We start from the raw sequence: 20,485 nt of genomic DNA, 5'->3' as shown, positions 1-20,485 counted from the left end.
TATTACGGGATCATGGGTTCGAATCCCATCCTCTCCGAACATAAGTTCTAAGTAGTTGATATATAACGATTTAGAACTTTTATTTTACCCCTACACTTCCTGAAAATCGGGACATCTTGCCCGTTCAAAGAATTTGAATGAGACTGTTGAGAACATTTTTCTGAGAAATTGCACCTGAAAATTTCATAGATTCTCAAAACATACTTTCCCCGGTTCCATAGTAGGAACCGAATTTTGATAACTCTCTCTGTAAACTTAACTTATATTATACATTTCAATAAAATATCCGTAAATTTGAAACGGAATAGATGTTAGGGTTGCTTTTATAGATAAATGTAATATACATTGCTAAAGTGCCGAATAGTGAGAATTTTATGACATGGTATATTCCTATTTTACTTTTTTACCTTTTCCCGAGCACATTAGTATACATAGAGAGGGGAAAAATATGAAAAAATATATACTAATATTTTCTTGCTCAAACAGAGGACTGATACCATATATTAATATTATTAACATTTCGAAAAAATCCGAAAACAGAATAATTGCCCCTTATGTTACTGTATTTACAAGAATAGTAGGACCTAGTTATTTTTCTATTCGCGAAAGTCTGTATGGCAGTTCTCAAGGTGTTTCTGTATCCGGATTAGAATTTACTTTTGGAAGAAAAGTTTTTTCTATGCTAATGTTAGGTTTACTACAGGGTTCTATTCCCCAAACATCCCTTATAGGGAACAAATTCCCGATAACAGGGAAAAATAGAGGGAATTCACCGTTTTTTAACGGTTTGAAATTGCTACTAGTTATTGTTATATCAATACATGTGCCGACCGCATGGTCAAAATTAACAGGGAATTTCAATCGAAATATCAGGGAGGAAAAATTTCAAAGAACAGGAAAAGATTTGAAAATATCAACGATGTAGAGTGTGACTGGGTTTTCGGACCAAAAATGAACAGGTGTCTAAATTACTAAAATATAATTGATTTTTGAGGTATTTTCAAATATTTGTTTTTATAAGTAATTTACGTTGCTACAATTATGCGCTATGGTAATAAGTAGTATAGATGAAAATGTATCTTCAGATGCTGCAAAAGATTTTATCGAGCTTCTGAGTACTGATGATTTGTTTTCTCAAAGTGCTGACAATAAAGATAAGTTTATTGAATTTGTTTGTGGGCATTATTTTAATACTTGGCAATACAAGATTAATCACTATTTAGACGAAAAAGTTGAATATAAAAATTTGTTAACTTTCATTCCCATACAGGATATTTATAATTGCCTATCTGTAGAAATTAAAGAAAAAATTATTGCTTGCTATAAAGATAGAGACTTCTATATTGAGTTATCTTTTGAATAACACATCTTATCCTAAATGGCATATTAGAGTATTTAAATTTCTTAAAAAAAGTATAAAAGTATTGTTATTACTAAAGATTTGGAAAATAAATTCAACAGTTTATCAAGAGAGATAAACTAAAAAGCAAAGAATTAAAAAGCTATAAAGAAACAATGAGTGATTTATTTTAAAAATCATTCTGACCATCAAAAACGCAACAAAAGAAACGCTAAGATTAACACACCTCTTACCTTTGAGTTTTTCTTGATATATAGGAATAATTTTGTGGTGAATGGAAAAGTAAATATGTACTATGGCAAAAACAAAATCATTAGAACTTTGTTTGTTGAATGGGCGAACTCAGGAGTGTATACGATTGATTTCAAAAATATTTCTAAAAATTGACAGAAAGACCAGTGCCTGCTATCACAAAAGACACGGTCAGGAGTTATTCCCCCCCCCCCCCCCTCCCCCATATGATTATCATAAATATATGTTCCCCAGCTGTTTGCAAAGAGGGCAAAATCCAATCCGTGAAGATGCTCCGAAGGGCGGTATAATCCGTCTAGAAATATGTTAGTTAAAGCTTGGACTGAGCTTTCATCGTTGTTTTTTGGATTTTTCGGATATGCTTGTCATTAAATAAATCATTATTATTGAGTACGTTATTTTGTAAGCTTCGGATTCGAGATTGAAGCACCATGCCTTCTATAAGATTATTTCATACTTGTTCAATATAATTCAGTTCATACACACTGTGATAAATATCCATACAAAAGTTCACGAGGTTCTTTGAATTTGGGTATTTTTGCCACTAGCTTGGATTGTGAAACACATAATTCGCCTGCCAAGTATGAGTGCGGTATCCGCTGTTAATGAGGAATTTTCGTAGTTTGATCCTAGATGATAGAAAGCTTTTATGGTCAAATCGAACAGGACGGTTGCGGGTTTTGTCTCCATGTTTTGTGTTAACTTACCTATGTTGTTCTTGTCTGCAAACAAAAAATGTAGACTTGCACTGTTTCTAAAGTCAAAGGTCGGGGTTTTGTGGCCGATGGTTTTGATGAGAAGTTAGGAAATTAGGTCAAGCTTGACGGCTTTTTTGAAGGCAGCCGCTGCGCTTTTGATCGAAGAGATTAATTTCGGGTGAGTCGGCGAAGAAGAGATTTTGTGGTTGAGGGTGATTTGGGTGGGGGGGCAGGTGCAAGATGTTATTTCCGAAAAGCTGTGCTTCAAAAATTCACCGCATCAGCGGTCGGAGCAGGAGAAAGTGTCACAAAAATGCACGGGGGTCTGAGCGCGAAAGCGAACGTCTCTTTACTTGTGAAGACGTATTCTTGGGCAGAGTGATCAAATTTAAATTCTAGTTTGCGTGCCTCGAGAGGGAATTTCAAGGAGAGGCAGGCTCCAGTGCGGAGTTTGTTTTTGTCGTTGTTGATGAAGGATTGTAGGTTTTTGGAAAAAATCAGATCTTCGACAGTAGAGCGACTCATTCAGCTTAAGGTTGGAAATTCTTCTTGAAAAGCCTTGGTAATTTCGGACAAAGTGTCGCCTGGGGTAGACTTCGTACTTCCCTGTTTCAATTATTTTTCCAACATACAAATACATCTTAAAATCCTTATTTTCTCATATTATAACAGCAAAAAATTTCAATATCTTGGAAATACTAATATCTCTTTATGCATTTTTCTCGAAAATCTGCATAGATTTTCTAATCTCTCTGTACGGTAAAGAGAAATCTCTTTTCTGTGATTCTTTTCTTAACATTAAGCGGGGGGTGCACTATACTAATGAGGCTAAAATCCTCGCGGACGCTATGGAGCCTGAGTTTATTTTAAAGCACGATGTAGAGTATGTCAGTACCGGTCACAGGGTTAACGTACGTTAACAGCTCACAGTGGTTTGTATGTTTTTGTGTGATCGGTATCGGATAGCAATATGTAAGGCGGGTTTGCCAGGATTTCAGCAATACGACTGTGTATGAGATTTTTTGTGTGGTTTTCGTGGTTTGATTTAAGGACGGAATGAGAGTCCCTTTTAGGAGTGTTTATGAAAAACAAAGTAGTGACGATTAATTACGGGGTGATTTGCTGGGATTATTCCAATTGCTGCAGGTGAAATCCAAGGGAGCTTAGCACAAGAATCCGTTGACAGCTGGAAAGTGAAATTTGTACTTCCGATGAATCCGAATCCTTTGTTTATTTTGATACAATTGTTTTTAGCTTTTATAACTGTAGGTATATACTTTCCTCTGCTGTCATATATGGTATTGTTTGACAGGGATTAAGCAGCTCTCCCACTATTTGAAGCTCTCACATATGAGTATATTACATTTATCTATAAAACAACCCTAACATCTATTCCGTTTCAAATTTACGGATATTTTATTGAAATGTATAATATAAGTTAAGTTTACAGAGAGAGTTATCAAAATTCGGTTCCTACTATGGAACCGGGGAAAGTATGTTTTGAGAATCTATGAAATTTTCAGGTGCAATTTCTCAGAAAAATGTTCTCAACAGTCTCATTCAAATTCTTTGAACGGGCAAGATGTCCCGATTTTCAGGAAGTGTAGGGGTAAAATAAAAGTTCTAAATCGTTATATATCAACTACTTAGAACTTATGTTCGGAGAGAGAGGGATTCGAACCCCCGGTACATTGCTGTACAACTGATTTCGAATCAGTCGCTTTCGACCACTCAGCCACCTCTCCAAGATATTTTAGTTTTTAAAATCTTGATTAGGGAAAGTTATTTTTACATCTTTGAATACAGAAATTAAATATTCCAAAAATTGTGGACTTCCTGCAAGGACCGTTGGTTCATATAGATCAAAGGGGGAACCATTAAGGTTAGCTAATTGACCTCCAGCTTCTTTAAGAATCAATGCTCCACCAGCCATATCCCATGGTTTTAGACAAATTTCAGAAAGCCCGTCAATACGGCCACAAGCAATATATGCTAGCGATAAAGCTGCACATCCCAAACGTCGAATAGTACGGACTTCACTAAGTAATTTTTCAGTAGCTGCTAACATTGGTTCACGGTATTCTTTTTCGCGCCGCAATCCAAAACCCACATAGGCTTTTTTTAATGATTGTAGTTCAGAAACAAAAATTCTTTCTCCATTAAAAAATGCTCCCATATTTTTTGCAGCGTAAAACTCTTCATCCATGATAGGATTGTTGACTACTCCAACCGCTAATTCGTTATTTACTTCCACCCCAATAGTAACTGCAACTAAAGGGATTTTTCGAGTAAAGTTCGCTGTGCCGTCAATGGGATCTACAATCCAACGGACTTTGCTTTTTCCTGATTCAAAGCCGCCTTCTTCACCTAAAATCTCATGGTCAGGAAAATGGGCACTTATTGTTTTTCTGATCACTAATTCTGCAGCACGGTCAAATTCTGTTACAGGATCGATATCTCCTTTCCATTCTACCCGTTTGTCTGCTTTGAAACCGTTTTTTAATATACGGCCTCCTTCTAATGCAGCAATACGAGCAACATCAAGATAGCGTTGAAATTCTTTATTTGTTTCCAAATTTTCGTTTTTTAAATGGTGTTGAGGCATAAAATATTCCTATAGTTAATTACAGGATATTATAAGATAATAATAAATTTTGTCAAGCCTTTTTTAAGAAACAATTTCTACATGAATTGATTGTTTGTGAACTTTTTTATTTCTTAAAAAAGGAACTGCTGCTTGAGGTAACAGAATACACGATAATAATTCTTCATCATTTTCTGCTATTGGATATTGTTTTTTTGCTTTGTTAATTTCAGGGATCGCTAAATTAGTAATATTTTCTTTGAGTGATGCAGAAACACCAGCTTTCTTTTTGATTTTTGCTTCAATAGGAGCTGGACTTTGCCCATAAAGCCCTTGAATATAGTCTTTTGCTTCTTTTGAAAAAGTACTATAATCCTCTCCAGAGAGAATATTAAGAATCGCTTGAGTAGCAACAATTTGACTCATCGGTGTTACTAACGGAGGGTATCCGAAATCGGCACGAACTTTGGGTACTTCTTTGAGGACTTCTTCATAACGGTGTTCTGCCTTTTGCATTTTCAGCTGCATAACCAGGTTGCTTAACATTCCACCTGGTAGCTGGCATGATAGAATTTCTGGTTCTGTTATTAATGCAGTGATATCAAGTAATCCTTCGTGAATGTATTGACTACGCAATCCTTTGAAATATTCAGATACTTCCTTTAGTATATTGTCATTGAGCAAGGTTTTTACGCCGCTTTGTGTAAGGCCATATACAATACTTTCTGTACATGGCTGAGCTGTGCCTCCTCCCAGCCCAGAAAGCGAAGTATCTATAATATCAACTCCAGCTTCGGCAGCCTTGATGTAAAGCATGCTGCCTATACCGGCTGTATCGTGCGTATGCAGGGCAATGGGAATTCCAGGAATAGCTTTTTTGAGTATAGTGATAAGACGATATCCTTCATAGGGCTGCAAGATTCCAGACATATCTTTGATAGCAATCTCGTCCGCTCCTAATTGGCAGTAAGATTGTGCTAAATCACAGTAATATTTTGAATCGTGAACAGGACTAACTGTATAGGAAAGTGCTAATTGAGCAATACCGCCATATTTTTTAACTGCTTTAAGAGGTGCTTTGATATTACGAATATCATTAAGCGCGTCAAAAATTCTAACAATATTAATGCCATTTTCTATAGACTTCCTAATAAATAAATCTACAGTGTCATGCGCATAAGGCCTATATCCTACTAAAGTTTGTCCGCGAATCAGCATTTGCAAAGGAGTCTGGCGTGCTAATTGTTTAATTTGTTTAAGACGATCCCATGGATCTTCGTTGAGAAAACGCAAAGCAGCATCAAATGTTGCTCCTCCCCACATCTCTAGCGAACGGTATCCAACAGCATCCATTTTTTCGATGATCGGAAGCATATCTTTAGTGGGCATACGTGTTGCTATAAGGGATTGTTGGCCATCGCGTAAAATTGTTTCCGTGATTTGAATATTTTTCATAATAGCTTATTATATATTATTTACTGATATTTTTCAATACTATTTTGTTTGATTTTTTTGCTGGTTGGTGCTACAATTTTTTATAACAATCGGGAGGAGTGTTTTATGCGTTGGTTGGTTTGCTGGTTGACGGTGTTTTTATGGATCGTGCCTATAAATGCGCAAAGAATTACATCCGATCAAGTTACTAATCTGTCTTATGAGCTTATTCCTACTTATGAACTGCCCAAACAGTATATTATAGATAGCCGTACCAAACTCTATCTCAAAGAACATACTTTTCGTAGGGCTGATATCGTATTTTTTCTGGCGATTCCCGTTAGTTTTTATTTAATGCAGAATATTTTAAACTTTATCAATATTCTTAATGTGACTGCAGGCAATTACAATACAGATCTCGGACGCGATAATTTTGGCTTCACATCTGGTGAGTGGAATTTTCTGTTGGCGGCAACGTTTTTAATTCCTATGGGCGTGTCTATTTACGATTATGTTTACGTACGGCAATATCCTCTTATTCCGCCGTTTGAACGCAACGAAATAAAAGAAATTCGTATGAATTTCAGTATTTATCGTGTTTCTTTTTAGGAGGTTTTGTGAAAATTTTAGCAGCCAATTGGCGTGATCCGCTTCATCCTGAAGCCGGTGGTGCAGAAGTTCATTTGGATAAAATATTATCTTATTTGGCCTTAAATCATGAAGTTGTATTGGTTACTACGCGAACTTCTGGAATTCCGGAAGAATATCAATATCATGGATATCAAATTTTGCGCTTGGGTCATCCGTTTTTATTTCATTATACGTTCAAGAAACTTTGGCAGCAACGCTTTCAGCATGAATCTTTTGATATTGTTATCGATGATATTTCAAAAATCGGCATTTCTTCTCCGCAATTTATTCACAATGTTCCGATTGTAGCGATTTTTCATCATCTGCATGGGCATACATTATATCAATTATTACCATTTCCATTGGCATATTATGTGGCTTGGGCTGAAAAAAATGCATTGAAAAGTTATAGGTATACTCCTATTGTGACCGTATCTCCCAGTTCAAAAGACGAATTAATGAAAATTTTACCTTTCAATAAAGTAATAGTGTTACCTAATGGGATAGATGATAATTTTTTTGTCAATAACGATAAAACTCCTGGATTATTTTGTTCTGTGGGACGCCTTACTAAGGCAAAACGGATAGATTTAAGCATAAAACTGTTTTCACTAGTCAACCGACAATTCCCTTATACAGAACTTGTCATTGCAGGCAAAGGAAAGGAAGAATCTCATTTGAAACAATTAGTTAAAAAGTTAAATCTTGAAAATAAAGTTAAATTTTTAGGTTTTATCAGCGAGGCAGAAAAAATAGAATTATTGAGCAAAGCAGAGGGGTTTTTGTTTACAACAGAAAAAGAAGGTTGGGGTATCACGGCTTTAGAAGCTTCTGCTGCGCGTACGCCTGTATTTGGATTTTCTGTGGCTGGTATAAAAGATTCTGTTATTAATAATAAAAACGGTTTTTTAGCACCTTTTGGTGATATCGAAAATCTTTATAAGTATATAGAAATTTATCTTTCTTTTGATGTTGCAAAAAAAAAAGAAATCCAACAGTCTGTTCAACTTTTTGCTAAACAATTCGATTGGACATCAATTACAAAGCAATTCGAAACTATACTTTTAAAAACAATATCTGAATTTCATTAATTATTTTTTTGCTTTATTGGGAACAAGTCCTTCTTTAATAAAAATTACATCTTCTGCAAGATGTGTACAAAGATCTGCCATACGTTCTAAATTGCGAGTGATGTTCATAATCTGTAATAATGGTTCAACCTCTGCTGCTTCGTTCATTGTTTTGATTAATTTTTTCAGATGCTGTGTACATAGATCGTCAACTCTGTCGTCATGCTGGATGACAGCAACCGCTGCTAAAGCATTTTCATCCATGAAGGCTTGAATAACATCAGACAACATTTTTCTGGTTTCTTTTGTCATATCGAAAACTAATGGATAATCTTCAAGACTAATACTATCTTTCCAGTGAAATGTAGCAAGCGCAATTTTTGTAACCATATCTGCCATACGTTCAAGATCACTAGCCATACCGGACATTTTGATAATGCTGCGTAGGTGGCTGGCTTCAGGGTGGAAAAGCGCAAGTATTCCTAAACATTCTTGAGCGATTTCCAATTTCAATAAATTTGCACGTGGTTCCATAATGTCGATAACTTCAATGACTTCTTCCCAATTTTTATTCAATGCACCATCCATTGTTGTTTTTAACATTGTATCTACAAGCTGTGCATATTGAGTTATTTCTTCTTTGATACCGTTTATTTTACTTTCAATCATGACGATACTCTCTCTCTCTCTCTCTCTCTCTCTCTCTCTCTCTCTCTCTCTCTCTCTCTCTCTCTTAACCAAATTTTCCTGTAAGATACTCTTCTGTTCTTTTATCTTTAGGTATAGTGAACATCCGTTTGGTACTGTCGTATTCTACCAGTTCGCCAAGATACATAAAAGCCGTATAGTCCGAAACTCGTCCTGCTTGAGCAATGTTGTGTGTTACTAAAATAATAGTAACGCTTTGTTTTAAGCCGATGAGCAATTCTTCTATCATAGCTGTGGATTTGGGATCTAGAGCAGAAGTTGGTTCATCAAGGAGCAAAACTTCCGGGTTCATCGCTAACGTCCTGGCAATACATAATCTTTGCTGTTGTCCTCCTGAGAGAAAAGAACCCTTATGATGGAGCTTGTCTTTTACTTCAGCCCAAAGTGCCGATTTTTTAAGCGATTCTTCTACTAATTTGTCTGATTCCACTTTTTTTAAGTGAGCCCCATTCAACGTATATCCTGCAATAACATTGTCATAAATAGACATTGTCGGAAAAGGAGTAGGTTGCTGAAAAACCATGCCAACTTTCCGCCTTAAAATAATCGGATCCATCATAAAAATATTTTCTTTATTTAGCAGTACTTTACCTGTATGAGAGGTGTCTTCGATCATTTCGTTCATTCTGTTAAATGTCCGTATTAATGTCGATTTGCCGCAACCGGAAGGTCCCATAACCGCTACAATTTTATGTTCTGGAATGTTCATATTAATCGATTTAAGCACATGTTGTGTCCCATAATATACATTCAAATTTTGAACATTAATAATACCTGGTTCAGAAATTCTTTTGGAGCGTGATTGTGAGTCTACAAAATTTTGATCGGCAATTTTCATGAAATAACTCCATATTTAAAATTTAATTTTCATTTTATCGATAGCTGGTTTTATAATAAGGTTGAGAATTAATGTTAACATCACTAATGCCAACGAAGCACTCCAGGCATTTCTAATTAAGTTGTAGTTTGGAGATGAAGCATTTTTATAAATTTGCATTGCTACTGTTTCCATAGGTTTCGTCATGTCAAACGTAAAAAATGGCGTCCCAAAAGCAGTAAATAATAATGGTGCTGTCTCTCCTAAAATACGCGATATTCCTAAAAGGCTGCCTGATGAAATACCACCTGCTGCTGATGGAAGAACCACTTTGAAGAGTACTCGGCTATAAGGTACTCCTAGTGCCAGTGCTGATTGTTTGAGGGATGTAGGGATTAAAATTAATGTTTCATAAGAGCTTTTAATAATGATGGGCAACATCATTAAAGCAAGAGCTGCACTTCCTGCCAAAGCACTATATGATTTGAATGTGAGTACAACCCATAAATTAGCGATGATACCAAAAATAATTGATGGAATCCCTTGCAAAGCATCAACACATAGAAGAGTTAATTGAGCAAGCTTATGTTTTTTATGTTCCGAGGCAAAAACAGCAACGGAAATACCGAAAGGCATTGCTACTAAAGAGGCAACACTAACAATGCAAAACATACCTACTAAAGAATTTCTAATACCTCCGATTGCTTGAATACGTTGGTTTGAATTCATCATAAAAAATTCACTATCCCCAATAGGAGGAGGTGCATCAGTAACAAAAAAATAAGGAGTCATATAATTAATTCCTTGAGTTAGAATGAAATACAAAATCAGAAATAAAGGAATCAAAGTGATAAAAGCTCCACAGTAAACAAATATTTTGAATATTGTATCGATAATGCGGACTTTTCTAAGTGAAGAAAATTGCCCCATTATGGTCCTTCCTTTGGAACGGGATTTTTATTGGTTTGATGGATGATGCATTTTCCTAACAACGAAAAAATCAAAGTGATGATAATTAAAACAAGTCCCGCTTCGATGAGAGCACTTTGTTTTAATCCAGATGCTTCTCCATATTCATTAGCAATTAAGCTAGCGATAGTTTGTGTCGGTGAAAATAACGATGTAGGAATCTGATTTCGATTTCCGATAACCATTGTGACCGCTAAGGTTTCTCCAAGTGCTCTTCCTAAGGTCAGTAAAATACCAGCTACAATTCCCGAACGTGCATAAGGTAAGATGATTTGAGTAATTATTTTGAATCGTGAAGCACCTAATGCTGATCCTGCGAGTTTTAATTGCATAGGTACTAAAGCAATAGCTTCACGGATAAGTGATGCTGCGTAGGGAATGGTCATCACAGATAAAACTAACGAAGCAGTCAATAAATTGGCTCCTAACTTCGGCACAATAAAAAACAAAGCCCATAAACCATAAATAACTGATGGAATCCCTGCTAATAGATCGACAAGTGCTGAAAATATCAATGTTATTGCAGATCTTGGGGAAAGAAATTCTGTAAGGCATAAAGCTGATGCTAGTGCTAAAGGAAATCCTATAAGCAATGCTAATAATGATGATAGTACTGTGCCCACAACAAATGATAAAATACCAAAATTTCTATAATTTTCATCGCTGGATATTTGAATAGAGTTTCCTTGAGAATCGGTTAATTTTTGAGAAATAATAGTTTTTTTATGGATAATCCCGTGCCATTCTGCCGTATAAGGCATGGAAAAAGAATATATATCTTGTAATTCTTTGGGGATAATAAGTTTATAAGCTCCTTTTTGGAGTATTGCATCAGAAATGACAGTGATAGAGCGTTGCTGTGTATCTACCTTAATATTTTGTTTTATGGAATCCTTATAAAGGATTACTTCGGGTGTCTGGTTTTCTTTTAATGGAGCTGTAAAATAAATTGTTATTTTATTTTCGTCGAAATCCGTGCTGATATTGCTAACTTCAAAAATAGGAATATTCCAATGCGGACTGGTAAAAAATGATAATCCAAAATGTTTTAAAGATGCACGGCTGTTCCATAATAAAGAAACAATAATTGCAAGCACTATGCTGGCAAATAATATAGTACAAGTTGTGCTTAAAATATAATAAAGATTATCTAATGAAAAGTTTTTTTTCAATCTTATGCCCTTATTCCAGAGAATATAAAGTTTCACCGTTATATTTAATTTGGGTTAAAATATTTTTTCCGGTATCAATGACATTTTGAGGGAGCGGAGCAAAATATAAACTTTCATGCTGAGCTTGTGCTTCCTCTGTGAACATCCATGCCAAAAGATCAACTAAAGCTTGAGCTTGTTCTTTTGATCTGTTGTTGTAATTTTGTTCTTTACGCACAAGAATATAAGTGAAAGTTGTCATAGGAGCTGCATTAGCACCATCTGTATACGTAAGGGATACCCGTGAATCCGCTGGGAAAGCAACAGTATCTGCGGCAGCGAAGGTGTTTTGAATGTCTCCTATCACGTAATTTCCTGCTTTATTTTGTATAGCAGCCACAGGGAAATTATTTTGTTTTGCATAGACATAATCAACATAGGATATAGAACCGGTATTTTCTTTAGTAAAAGCCATCATTCCAGAATTGCCTTTTTGACCGACCCCTGTTGTCCAATTTAATGACTTGCCTGTACCGAATATATCTGCCCATTTTTTGTTTGCTTTTGTCATGAATTCTGACATGGTGAATGTTGTCCCACTGCTATCTGAACGAAATACTGGAATGATATTGATATCTGGAAAAATTCTTTCTTTGTTTGTCGAGAGCTGTTGGTTTAGCGATACAATTTGAGGATCGTTCCATTTTGTTATTTGGCCACTGTATATTTGATAAATAAGTTCTGGATTGAGATAAATGGGTTCATCTTTGCTGCTAAATCCCGGTGCAGGAATATTATATGTGAAGTTTACGCCCGCAAGAACAGCCGGAATATGTAACATTTCAATACCTTGTTCTAGATAATTTTTTAAGTCTTGATCGTTCAGGAATGCGTCTGTAGCACTAAAATCAACAATTCCGCTAGCAATATTTTGAATACCCGCCCCTGAACCAGTAGCTTGATAACTTACTTGAGTTTTATGTGTAGCGGCGTAGTCTGCAAAAAGTTTGGTAAAAATAGGGTTGGCAAATGATGAACCTGCTCCTTGTATATTGATTACAGCATTTGATGAGCAGCTATTTATACTCAGCAGTAGCGCTGTAATTTTTGCAAAATGCATTTTCATAAAATTCTCCTTAAATTATTTTGAAGAAATGTCAATAGTAGGTGTTAAAGGTTCATTATTATATGTTATTTTCTTTAATGTAGCCTGTGCTGCTGAACGGAATTTTGGGGTCAGCGATGCAAACAATATGCTATCAAACTGCTTTTGAGCTTCCGGGCTTAAAGTCCATGCCAAAAGATCAACTAAAGCTTGAGCTTGTTCTTTTGATCTGTTGTTATAATTTTGTTCTTTACGCACAAGAACATACATAAGCGATGCAGCTACAGCGGCCTCTTTTCCTTCATTAGGGTAAGTAATGTCTACTCTGTTATCAATATTGGTTTTAGAAACTTTCATTGCTTCTTTAGAGCGGAAATTACAACCGCGTACGTAAGTACCAAGCGCATTCCGAATCCGAGCAACAGGAAAACCATTTTGAAAAGCATAAATCATCGTCGTATAGCCGAAGGATCCCGGTGTAGATATAATGCTTTTCATAACATCTAAGCTGTTTGTTTGTCCGATACCTTTCGGGAATGCTATTTCTTTACTGATACTGAATCGTTTTTTCCAGTTAGAACTAGCTTTTGCCATGAATTGAGAAAATAAGTATGTTGTACCGCTTTTCCCATGACGGTATATGGGTATAATTTCTATATTAGGGAATGTCCGGGTTTTATCCTCTGCTACTTGCTGGTTCAGCGATACGATTTGAGGATCGTTCCATTTAGTTATTTGACCAGCATAGATTTTATAAATAATCTCTGGAGTCAGGTAAACAGGGTCGTCAAGCATACCAAACCCCGGTTCAGGAATATTGTAAGTGAAATTAACGCCTGCAGCTGCGATTGGAATGTGGAGAATTTCAGCTTCTGAAGATCGAATTTCTTCGTCAGTCATAGGCACATCACTGGTTCCGAAGTCCACCGTACCAGCAATGATAGCTTGAACTCCAATATCGGAATTTTGAATGTCATAGTGGATTTTTTGCCCTGTTTTCTTTGTGTAAGATCTAAAAAGAAGATCATACAAAGGCAACGGAAAACTAGCTCCTGTGCCTTCGAGAACAGATGTGTTTGTTTTAGGGCGTTCGGGGGCTCCGCATCCTGTAATAAATAATATGCTGATTATCATCCACTTTTTCATTGCGAATGTCTCCTTAAACTATCCACTAATAGATCATTATGCCTGAATTATACTGTAAGATATGATCTTTTGTCAAATTTATTTAAAATAAAGAAAATTCTATTCAACACTGGAAAAAAATATATTTTTATGCTATAATTGTAATTAGAAAAATTGTGGGGCGAAATCTGATGTCGCAGGCAAAAAAATATAATTTATCTCAGCTTCAAAGCGGCATGATGTTTACAGATGCTTTGTACAACAAGAAAATGACAGTATTATTGCCGGGATTTTATCCGATTTTACCGGAATTTTTGATCGAATGGGCTGAGGAAAAACAAGATACGTTCATAACTTACGGTATGTTAATCAGGAATGATTCTCTGTTTAGAACGACTCTTCCGGGATACATTGATATTAGTGTGCGTCAATATATTGCATTATATAACCAATCGCTTGCTATTTTAAAAGCACAGTTTCAAGATTTAAAGCATATCGATATTGGCGAATTTCAAAAAATTGCCACCCAATGGACAGAAAGTCTGCTTAAAGAAAAAGATGCTCATTTGTTGTTGCGTGTTATTCGCTATGCGAATCCTTTGGAAGAAGATTATTTTTATGCTCATATGTTAGATGTTTCACTGCTTTCGTTGGCGATTTTATATCAGCGTGAACATTCGTCTATGAAGCTGATCCAAATAGCGTTAAGCGGCTTGCTTTATGATATAGGTATGACGCGGTTGCCTGAATATATGCTCAATTCTCAAGATTCTTTCGACGCTGTTCAAAAACAAGAAATTGAAAAGCATACTGTGTTAGGTTTTCAAATGATTACAAGAGAACTCCGTTTGCCTACGATGTTTGCTATGCCGGCACTCGAACATCATGAGCGTTTTGACGGTAGCGGATATCCGCGCAAATTGAGAGGTCCCAGTATGAGTATGAACAGTGCTATTATTGGATTAGCAGATATTTTTACATCCCAGATACGAAATAGGACGTTTAAACCTGCCCGAGAACCAGCTGAAATATTGAAAGATTTTGTGGCAACAACTATGAATCATTTTAATCCGGAATTTGTCCGTTTATTTTTATCTTTTATCAATATTTATCCTGCTTCCAGTTTTGTTACGCTTAACACCGGAGAGATTGTAACTGTAGTCAGAACTTATATACTCTACCCTCAACGGCCAACTGTAATGTTGGTGTGTGACAAAGATGGAAAACGTGATCTTTCCCGAAAAGAAATCCCTTTGCATTTGCCCGAAAACGAGCATTTGCATATTGTAGGAATGTTCAGCCGGAAGCACTTGTTTTCACTTAGTCACTTGCATGTGATACCTGTTTATGATGAGTTAATGCCTAGGGGTCAAAATCCGAATTATGTTCCTTTAGACCCGTTGGCTGACGCTGATGGAAATAAAGAAATTAATATTCAACTTTGATTCTTCTAAAATTTGACGCGTTGTGGTTATATGTTATAATAAGTTCAATATTTATATTTGTGGGAGTTATTATGGAACTTACGAGTTTGTCTGTTAAAAATTTGTCGAATTTGTTGAAAAAAAAAGAAATTTCTTCGGTGGAATTAACAAAAACCTACCTTCAAGCTATAGAAAACGATGATCGACAACCCTTACCTCTGAACGCTTATATTTCGGTCAGCCACGATGATGCACTGCATTGTGCCGAACTTGCTGACCACCGTATCAAGCATAATGATTATACACCGTTAACGGGGATTCCTATTGGAATAAAAGATTTAATTAACGTAAAAAATCAGCCAACAACTTGTGCGTCTAAAATTTTAACTGGTTTTATCGCTGCTGATGATGCTACGGTAGTCGAGCGTTTGGTACGGAAAGAAGGTATGCCACCTTTAGGCAAACTAAACTTAGACGAATTTGCGATGGGGTCTTCGAATGAGACATCTTTTTATGGAGCTGTGCGTAATCCCTATGACAGAGAACGAACACCGGGCGGATCGTCTGGTGGATCGTCAGCGGCTGTTGCAGGAGGTTTGGCTCCTGTTAGTTTGGGTACCGATACCGGAGGCTCAATTAGACAGCCAGCGGCTTTTTGCGGATGCGTTGGTCTTAAGGGGACTTATGGACGTGTGTCACGTTATGGGGCTACGGCGTTTGCTTCGTCACTTGACCAAATCGGGCCTATAGCACGTACTGTGGAAGATGCGGCTTTATTATTTTCGGCGATGGCAGGGCATGATCCTAAAGATTCCACATCTTTGCCGATGCCAGCTCCTAAGATTGAGCTTAATCAAAATGTTAAAGGGTTAAAAATCGGGCTGCCAAAAGATTTTTTTGATGCCGAGTTTGATGCCGAAATACGAAATAGGATTACAGATGTTGTTGCTTTGTTGGAAAAAGAAGGTGCTGTTATTTCGGAAATTTCGATTCCAGATATTAAATATGCTCCGTCTGTATATTATATTTTGGCACCTGCTGAAGCATCTGCTAATTTGGAGAGATTTGACGGTATCCGTTATGGCAATAGAGTTGAGTATGAAACGCTTGCGGAGACTTATGTTAAAAGCCGTACAGAGGGATTTGGCACGGAAGTCAAGAGGCGGATTATGCTGGGGACGTTTATTTTATCTTCTGAATCGTATGATGATTTTTTTGTAAAGGCTCAAAAAGTACGCGCACGCCTTCAAGCTGGCTATCAGGAAGCGCTTGGTTCAATTGATGTGCTGCTCGGTCCCACAACCCCCACAACAGCTTTCAAATTGGGCGAAAAAATACATGATCCTATCAGTATGTATTTGTCTGATATATTTACTTTATCAGCAAATTTAGTAGGGGCACCAGCTATTTCTGTGCCGGTGGGGCTTTCCGATAACAGGCTGCCTATAGGAGTGCAGATAATGGCAAAGCAACTAGATGAGCAAAATTTGTTTAACTGTGCTTATGCCGTAGAACAATTTGGTTTGTAGGCATTAGTAAAAACGAAATGCAGCAATTTTTACATGAGGTTTTTCTGCTGTTCCTGTTAATTCGAATTGCAACATAATTTTATTTTTAGGCATAATATTCTTATAATCTTCAATAGAAATCGTTCCTTCTTTGTTGTATCCGGGGTGTGATGGCATAATTAAGATGTTTTCTTTTTTATCAACTAATGCAACTTGAAAAAATTCAGCTTTTTTAGGGAGATGATAGATATCTTTCATTCCTTTGAAAGAATTGCCGGTACTTCTATCCATAAAAAATATATAGTTAGCTGCGGGTTTGGCTGATTTTTTGATAACGATAGTATTATTTTTTAATATTTTTTTTTCTTCATCATAAAAAACCAGTGCAACTTGATGATTTTCATCAGAATTTTTAATTCCGTTAATTACTCGAATTAGTCTGTTGACTTTCATGAGTGCGGGTGGTTCAACAGGTTCTGGTTTTTCTTCTCCCTTCTTTTTTCTGCGCAGCGAAAAGCGTTTAGGAGCAGGTTTTTCTTCAATTTCTTCTTTTTCCTCAACATGTGGTGCTGTAAAACTAACATTAATTCCACTGGGATAAATGGGAATTTGTGAAATATCGCCGTAGCTGGTAATCGTTGTTAACATAAAGAACGAAATCCAAAAAATTTTTTGCATAGAATCCTCGCTTAAAATTTGATAATAGTTTTTCATGTTCCGCCTTCCTGAGGAGAGGCAAAATAAAATTCTTTAATATCTCTATTCGATTTTAAAAATTCATGATTTTTTTTTGCAAGGCTCCAGTTCCTTTACCGTGAATAACGCTTAATTCATTATATCCTGCTGCCGGAGCTTTATGAATAGATTTTTCTAGTATTTGCACAGCCTCGTTGCCTAACTTTCCACGTAAATCAATAGAATGTTGTGCATCAGTAGTAATGAAACTTTTTTTAAAGAGTTCTTATTTAAGGGAGTATTGGCTTCAAAAAGGTCCGATTTTGAAACAGTAATTTTGAAAATTCCCACTCTCACTAATATTTCATCGGCAAAAATTTCTTACACAACAGCATTTTTGTCCAAAGAAGCAACAAAAAATTTCCATTCCTTTTTCGATATGAGTTACTTGATTACGAAAATGCTTTAAACTTTCGGTTTTCTTTTGTGTTACTAATTTCTTTTGCAGTTTTCAAAATATTTTCTTAATTTTTTATATCTGCTTCCATTTTATTTTTCAGACGAGACAACTCTTTCAGATGCATATTTAATTCGTGGTCAGCAGTTTCCAACCCTTTTGTTTGGAGTTCGAGTTTTTGTTTGTTAAGGAGTTGTTCTTTTTTTGCCTTAACAATTCTTCACGCTTTTTTAGTTCGGACTCTTTATTGTGGAGCTTGTTATTAAATTTTGTAATGTTTGCAATGATTTGATCTTTTTCGTTTTTATTTTCGCGCAGAAACACGGCTGCTTTTTCGATAATTTCCCTGTCCAGGCCAACACGTTCAGCAATTTTCAGCGCGTAACTGCTGCCTATAGTATCTTCCTGCAAGGTATATTCTGATCTTAAAGCTTGTAGATCAAAAGCCGTAGCATAAGCGCTTATATCTGGATGTTTGAAATCTTTTTCCTTGACGTGTTGATGGTGCGTTGTAATCCCGAAAAATGCTCCTGTTTCCAGAAGTTTATCGATAACAGCAGAAGCCAAAGCTTTGCCTTCCAGAGGATCGGTAGCGTGGGCAATTTCGTCTATCAGAACCAGTGAATGTTTTCCGGCCTTGCTTAAAATGTCTTTTAATGATGTTATGTGGCCTGAAAAGTCGATAATTCATCATCCAAGCTTTGAGAGTCGCCAATTTCTAGCAGGATTTTGTCAAACAGCGGCAGAATAATTTTTTTGCCGGGATAGGCAGTCTTTTCTTCATTATACATGCTGCCAGTGCCAACATTTTGGGGTACTGCGATTTTACCTCCAGCATTTGGTCCCGAGATAATAATACCCAATGTTTGAGGGGAGATATATAGATCCAGTGGTACTGTATTTTCTCACCCTTTTTTAGTAAAAGAAAAGGATTGTATATTTTTCCAGAATAATGGATCTATTGTTTGGAGTTTCTGGAAAAACAGCCACGAATTTTTTAGCAAAACAAGCCTTTGCAAAAAAAAAATTCTAGTGCAGCACTTTCATTTAGCAGCACTAGAAGTAAATCCGAATGGGTTTTTATTTGAGAACTCCATACTTTTAAGAGACGAAAAATTTCGCAGTATTCCGTTTCATTGACGGATAGGAGTTCGTTATTCATAAAGATCAGCTTGAGGCTCGATGAATGCTGTAGAGCACGTTGCAGAAAACGCATGGACTATACCTGGTGTTCGGTTTTTGGCAGCTGCTTTCACTGGAAGTACGTAACGATTTTCCCGAAAAGCAATTCTTTTTTTGGTGAGATCATCGCTGATGCATGTGATTTCGATTTGTAAGGTTTTCTCGATACGGCTACGGATACTTTTTTCAAACCTTGTATTCTTTTGAGTTCTGGTGCGGAATCAGCAATAGAGCCATCATATTCAAATGAATTTTTCAGCATTTTTAGAATATTTTCCGGAGATTTAATATGAGAAATTTTTTCTTGTAGCAGAGGATACCCAGGGTCATCCAATAAACCAGACAATTCTTGCCATCGTTCTAAGATTTTTTAAGATGAAATATATCCGCGACGTCAGGCAGATAATCTTTTGTGATTCTTTCAACGCATTTCCTAAGATCCGGTAATTCTGCAAACACAAAGTTCCGCCGCTGTTTAATAAAATCTTCGGTTTGGAGGCACATGTGTCATGCGAAGTTTGATTTGGCACTTTAAAAGAAATCCCTTTTCCTAAGCAGCAGGCTTATGCATCTGCTGCCAGAAAGAAAGATCCCTCCCTAAAATGCTCCGGGAAGGGATTGTTTATAAGGAGATACTCATTCCATTGTAAAAGAAAAGGATTGCCCATTACAGAATAAGCAAAATCATCGTCATAAGTAATTGGAAATAAAAGGTTTGAAGCTAGCATAATACCTATATATCAGCAAAAACAATATATACCATTTAACTGTATTAATTTTCATAGAGTACCTGCCTGCCTAAGCAGAACAACCCCTTTTTCCTATTGTTTTATTATAACATAGGCTGTTTTTTTGTTAAGCTTTTATTTTTTCTCAAAAATAGAATCAATAACCCTCTCTCAAAAGTATCGAGAGAGGGTTATGTTGTTTTTGCCGATCTGTTTAATTTTTTTTGTGTGTGCAGGGGGCTGGTGATGACGAGCTCGGGGGTGTTGGGGTGTTTTTTGGAATTGGCGAGGCCGGAGTATTTGACGGTTGCCTCGGTGATGTGGAAGTCCTTGTAAAGCTCGCGGATAACGGAGTGGTCGCCGTAGGAAAGCATCCAAGTCGCTTTGGAATTTTTGAGGAGTTCGGAGAGCAGAACATGCCACTCGACTCCGAAGTTGATGCCCGGGTAGACGTTTTCTGCTCCGAAGTACGGAGGATCGAGGTAGAGAAAAGTATTTTCCTGGTCCCAGCGTTTGATGCATTTTTCAAAAGATTCGTTTGAGATAGCGAGGTTTCGGAAACGCTCGCGGAGTTCGGATATTTTTGATATTAAAGTTTGCGCGCTGTT

The 20,485-nt window shown here is 36.5% G+C and carries 21 protein-coding genes and 1 tRNA gene; 7 read left to right on the top strand and 15 right to left on the bottom strand.

Features of this window, described 5'->3' with window-relative positions; genetic code table 11:
• Positions 1-448 precede the first annotated feature (448 nt).
• The 3 genes from BM018_RS06590 to BM018_RS06580 all read left to right on the top strand — a co-directional run bounded on the left by BM018_RS06590 (position 449) and on the right by BM018_RS06580 (position 2,692).
• Positions 449-925: a hypothetical protein gene (locus BM018_RS06590; RefSeq protein ID WP_092319865.1), complete on the top strand. Its 477-nt coding sequence runs from the start codon at positions 449-451 to the stop codon at positions 923-925.
• A gap of 123 nt (positions 926-1,048) precedes the next feature.
• Positions 1,049-1,363 carry a hypothetical protein gene (locus tag BM018_RS06585; protein WP_092319863.1) on the top strand — a complete coding sequence of 105 codons (315 nt, stop codon included), beginning with the start codon at positions 1,049-1,051 and terminating at the stop codon, positions 1,361-1,363.
• A 1,125-nt stretch (positions 1,364-2,488) separates the two neighbouring features.
• Positions 2,489-2,692 (top strand): hypothetical protein, encoded by a 204-nt coding sequence (locus BM018_RS06580; protein ID WP_143280453.1) that lies wholly within the window; start codon positions 2,489-2,491, stop codon positions 2,690-2,692.
• A 1,278-nt stretch (positions 2,693-3,970) separates the two neighbouring features.
• Here the strand turns inward: BM018_RS06580 and BM018_RS06575 are convergent.
• From BM018_RS06575 to BM018_RS06565, 3 genes are all read right to left on the bottom strand, one after another.
• Positions 3,971-4,055, bottom strand: a tRNA-Ser gene (locus BM018_RS06575).
• A gap of 8 nt (positions 4,056-4,063) precedes the next feature.
• Positions 4,064-4,915: an inositol monophosphatase family protein gene (locus BM018_RS06570; RefSeq protein WP_092319859.1), complete on the bottom strand. Its 852-nt coding sequence runs from the start codon at positions 4,913-4,915 to the stop codon at positions 4,064-4,066.
• Between the two features lie 63 nt (positions 4,916-4,978).
• A complete protein-coding gene (locus tag BM018_RS06565; RefSeq protein WP_092319857.1) occupies positions 4,979-6,349 on the bottom strand; it encodes a pyruvate carboxylase subunit B in 1,371 nt (456 codons plus the stop codon).
• A gap of 105 nt (positions 6,350-6,454) precedes the next feature.
• Between BM018_RS06565 and BM018_RS06560 the strand changes: the two genes are divergently transcribed.
• Together BM018_RS06560 and BM018_RS06555 are read left to right on the top strand one after the other, a co-directional pair.
• The gene (locus BM018_RS06560; protein ID WP_092319855.1) at positions 6,455-6,937 is read left to right on the top strand and encodes a hypothetical protein; all 483 of its coding nucleotides are present in this window, start codon (positions 6,455-6,457) and stop codon (positions 6,935-6,937) included.
• 8 nt (positions 6,938-6,945) lie between these two features.
• Positions 6,946-8,049, top strand: coding sequence for a glycosyltransferase family 4 protein (locus BM018_RS06555; protein WP_092319853.1), 1,104 nt, complete (start codon positions 6,946-6,948; stop codon positions 8,047-8,049).
• On the opposite strand, the gene phoU is transcribed toward BM018_RS06555, so the two are convergent.
• From phoU to BM018_RS06525, 6 genes are read right to left on the bottom strand one after another with little or no spacing between them, the layout of a single operon-like run.
• Positions 8,050-8,769 carry a phosphate signaling complex protein PhoU gene (gene phoU / locus BM018_RS06550; protein ID WP_159428222.1) on the bottom strand — a complete coding sequence of 240 codons (720 nt, stop codon included), beginning with the start codon at positions 8,767-8,769 and terminating at the stop codon, positions 8,050-8,052.
• A complete protein-coding gene (gene pstB, locus BM018_RS06545; RefSeq protein WP_092319849.1) occupies positions 8,762-9,574 on the bottom strand; it encodes a phosphate ABC transporter ATP-binding protein PstB in 813 nt (270 codons plus the stop codon). The genes phoU and pstB overlap by 8 nt, the downstream gene beginning before the upstream one ends.
• 15 nt (positions 9,575-9,589) lie before the next feature.
• The gene (gene pstA, locus BM018_RS06540) at positions 9,590-10,483 is read right to left on the bottom strand and encodes a phosphate ABC transporter permease PstA (RefSeq protein ID WP_092319847.1); all 894 of its coding nucleotides are present in this window, start codon (positions 10,481-10,483) and stop codon (positions 9,590-9,592) included.
• Positions 10,483-11,694, bottom strand: coding sequence for a phosphate ABC transporter permease subunit PstC (gene pstC, locus BM018_RS06535; protein WP_092319845.1), 1,212 nt, complete (start codon positions 11,692-11,694; stop codon positions 10,483-10,485). The genes pstA and pstC overlap by 1 nt, the downstream gene beginning before the upstream one ends.
• Before the next feature lie 10 nt (positions 11,695-11,704).
• Positions 11,705-12,799: a phosphate ABC transporter substrate-binding protein PstS gene (gene pstS, locus BM018_RS06530; protein ID WP_092319843.1), complete on the bottom strand. Its 1,095-nt coding sequence runs from the start codon at positions 12,797-12,799 to the stop codon at positions 11,705-11,707.
• A 15-nt stretch (positions 12,800-12,814) separates the two neighbouring features.
• Positions 12,815-13,924: a phosphate ABC transporter substrate-binding protein PstS gene (locus BM018_RS06525; RefSeq protein WP_092319841.1), complete on the bottom strand. Its 1,110-nt coding sequence runs from the start codon at positions 13,922-13,924 to the stop codon at positions 12,815-12,817.
• Positions 13,925-14,094: 170 nt separating this feature from the next.
• Here BM018_RS06525 and BM018_RS06520 point away from each other — a divergent pair, with 170 nt between their 5' ends.
• Both BM018_RS06520 and gatA read left to right on the top strand, forming a co-directional pair.
• The gene (locus BM018_RS06520) at positions 14,095-15,348 is read left to right on the top strand and encodes an HD-GYP domain-containing protein (protein WP_092319839.1); all 1,254 of its coding nucleotides are present in this window, start codon (positions 14,095-14,097) and stop codon (positions 15,346-15,348) included.
• A 71-nt stretch (positions 15,349-15,419) separates the two neighbouring features.
• Positions 15,420-16,856 carry an Asp-tRNA(Asn)/Glu-tRNA(Gln) amidotransferase subunit GatA gene (gene gatA, locus BM018_RS06515; protein ID WP_092319837.1) on the top strand — a complete coding sequence of 479 codons (1,437 nt, stop codon included), beginning with the start codon at positions 15,420-15,422 and terminating at the stop codon, positions 16,854-16,856.
• Positions 16,857-16,859: 3 nt separating this feature from the next.
• Here the strand turns inward: gatA and BM018_RS06510 are convergent, their stop codons facing one another.
• From BM018_RS06510 to BM018_RS06485, 6 genes are all read right to left on the bottom strand, one after another.
• Positions 16,860-17,513, bottom strand: coding sequence for a hypothetical protein (locus BM018_RS06510; RefSeq protein ID WP_234945108.1), 654 nt, complete (start codon positions 17,511-17,513; stop codon positions 16,860-16,862).
• Positions 17,514-17,604: 91 nt separating this feature from the next.
• Positions 17,605-17,751 carry a Smr/MutS family protein gene (locus tag BM018_RS06505; RefSeq protein WP_268751016.1) on the bottom strand — a complete coding sequence of 49 codons (147 nt, stop codon included), beginning with the start codon at positions 17,749-17,751 and terminating at the stop codon, positions 17,605-17,607.
• Positions 17,752-18,096: 345 nt separating this feature from the next.
• Entirely contained in the window at positions 18,097-18,579 is a 483-nt protein-coding gene (locus tag BM018_RS06500) for a MutS-related protein (RefSeq protein WP_234945109.1), read from the bottom strand.
• A 50-nt stretch (positions 18,580-18,629) separates the two neighbouring features.
• Positions 18,630-18,830 (bottom strand): P-loop NTPase family protein, encoded by a 201-nt coding sequence (locus BM018_RS06495; RefSeq protein ID WP_092319829.1) that lies wholly within the window; start codon positions 18,828-18,830, stop codon positions 18,630-18,632.
• A gap of 389 nt (positions 18,831-19,219) precedes the next feature.
• Complete coding sequence (locus BM018_RS06490) at positions 19,220-19,495, bottom strand: hypothetical protein (protein ID WP_092319827.1); 276 nt, start codon at positions 19,493-19,495, stop codon at positions 19,220-19,222.
• Positions 19,496-20,068: 573 nt separating this feature from the next.
• Positions 20,069-20,485, bottom strand: a 417-nt coding sequence (locus BM018_RS06485) for a DNA adenine methylase (protein ID WP_143280451.1), incomplete at its 5' end; no start/stop codon positions are given.

Source organism: Brevinema andersonii (assembly GCF_900112165.1).
Classification (GTDB): domain Bacteria; phylum Spirochaetota; class Brevinematia; order Brevinematales; family Brevinemataceae; genus Brevinema; species Brevinema andersonii.
This window is presented reverse-complemented; position numbering and strand designations above follow the sequence as displayed.

What these genes read in the sequence shown, in the direction of transcription:
- pstA (WP_092319847.1), bottom strand. Translation starts at nt 10,483, where the DNA reads ATGGGGCAATTTTCTTCACTTAGAAAAGTCCGCATTATCGATACAATA.
- BM018_RS06510 (WP_234945108.1), bottom strand. Translation starts at nt 17,513, where the DNA reads ATGCAAAAAATTTTTTGGATTTCGTTCTTTATGTTAACAACGATTACC.
- BM018_RS06565 (WP_092319857.1), bottom strand. Translation starts at nt 6,349, where the DNA reads ATGAAAAATATTCAAATCACGGAAACAATTTTACGCGATGGCCAACAA.
- BM018_RS06560 (WP_092319855.1), top strand. Translation starts at nt 6,455, where the DNA reads ATGCGTTGGTTGGTTTGCTGGTTGACGGTGTTTTTATGGATCGTGCCT.
- pstB (WP_092319849.1), bottom strand. Translation starts at nt 9,574, where the DNA reads ATGAAAATTGCCGATCAAAATTTTGTAGACTCACAATCACGCTCCAAA.
- pstS (WP_092319843.1), bottom strand. Translation starts at nt 12,799, where the DNA reads ATGAAAATGCATTTTGCAAAAATTACAGCGCTACTGCTGAGTATAAAT.
- BM018_RS06570 (WP_092319859.1), bottom strand. Translation starts at nt 4,915, where the DNA reads ATGCCTCAACACCATTTAAAAAACGAAAATTTGGAAACAAATAAAGAA.
- BM018_RS06520 (WP_092319839.1), top strand. Translation starts at nt 14,095, where the DNA reads ATGTCGCAGGCAAAAAAATATAATTTATCTCAGCTTCAAAGCGGCATG.
- BM018_RS06590 (WP_092319865.1), top strand. Translation starts at nt 449, where the DNA reads ATGAAAAAATATATACTAATATTTTCTTGCTCAAACAGAGGACTGATA.
- BM018_RS06525 (WP_092319841.1), bottom strand. Translation starts at nt 13,924, where the DNA reads ATGAAAAAGTGGATGATAATCAGCATATTATTTATTACAGGATGCGGA.
- gatA (WP_092319837.1), top strand. Translation starts at nt 15,420, where the DNA reads ATGGAACTTACGAGTTTGTCTGTTAAAAATTTGTCGAATTTGTTGAAA.
- BM018_RS06585 (WP_092319863.1), top strand. Translation starts at nt 1,049, where the DNA reads ATGGTAATAAGTAGTATAGATGAAAATGTATCTTCAGATGCTGCAAAA.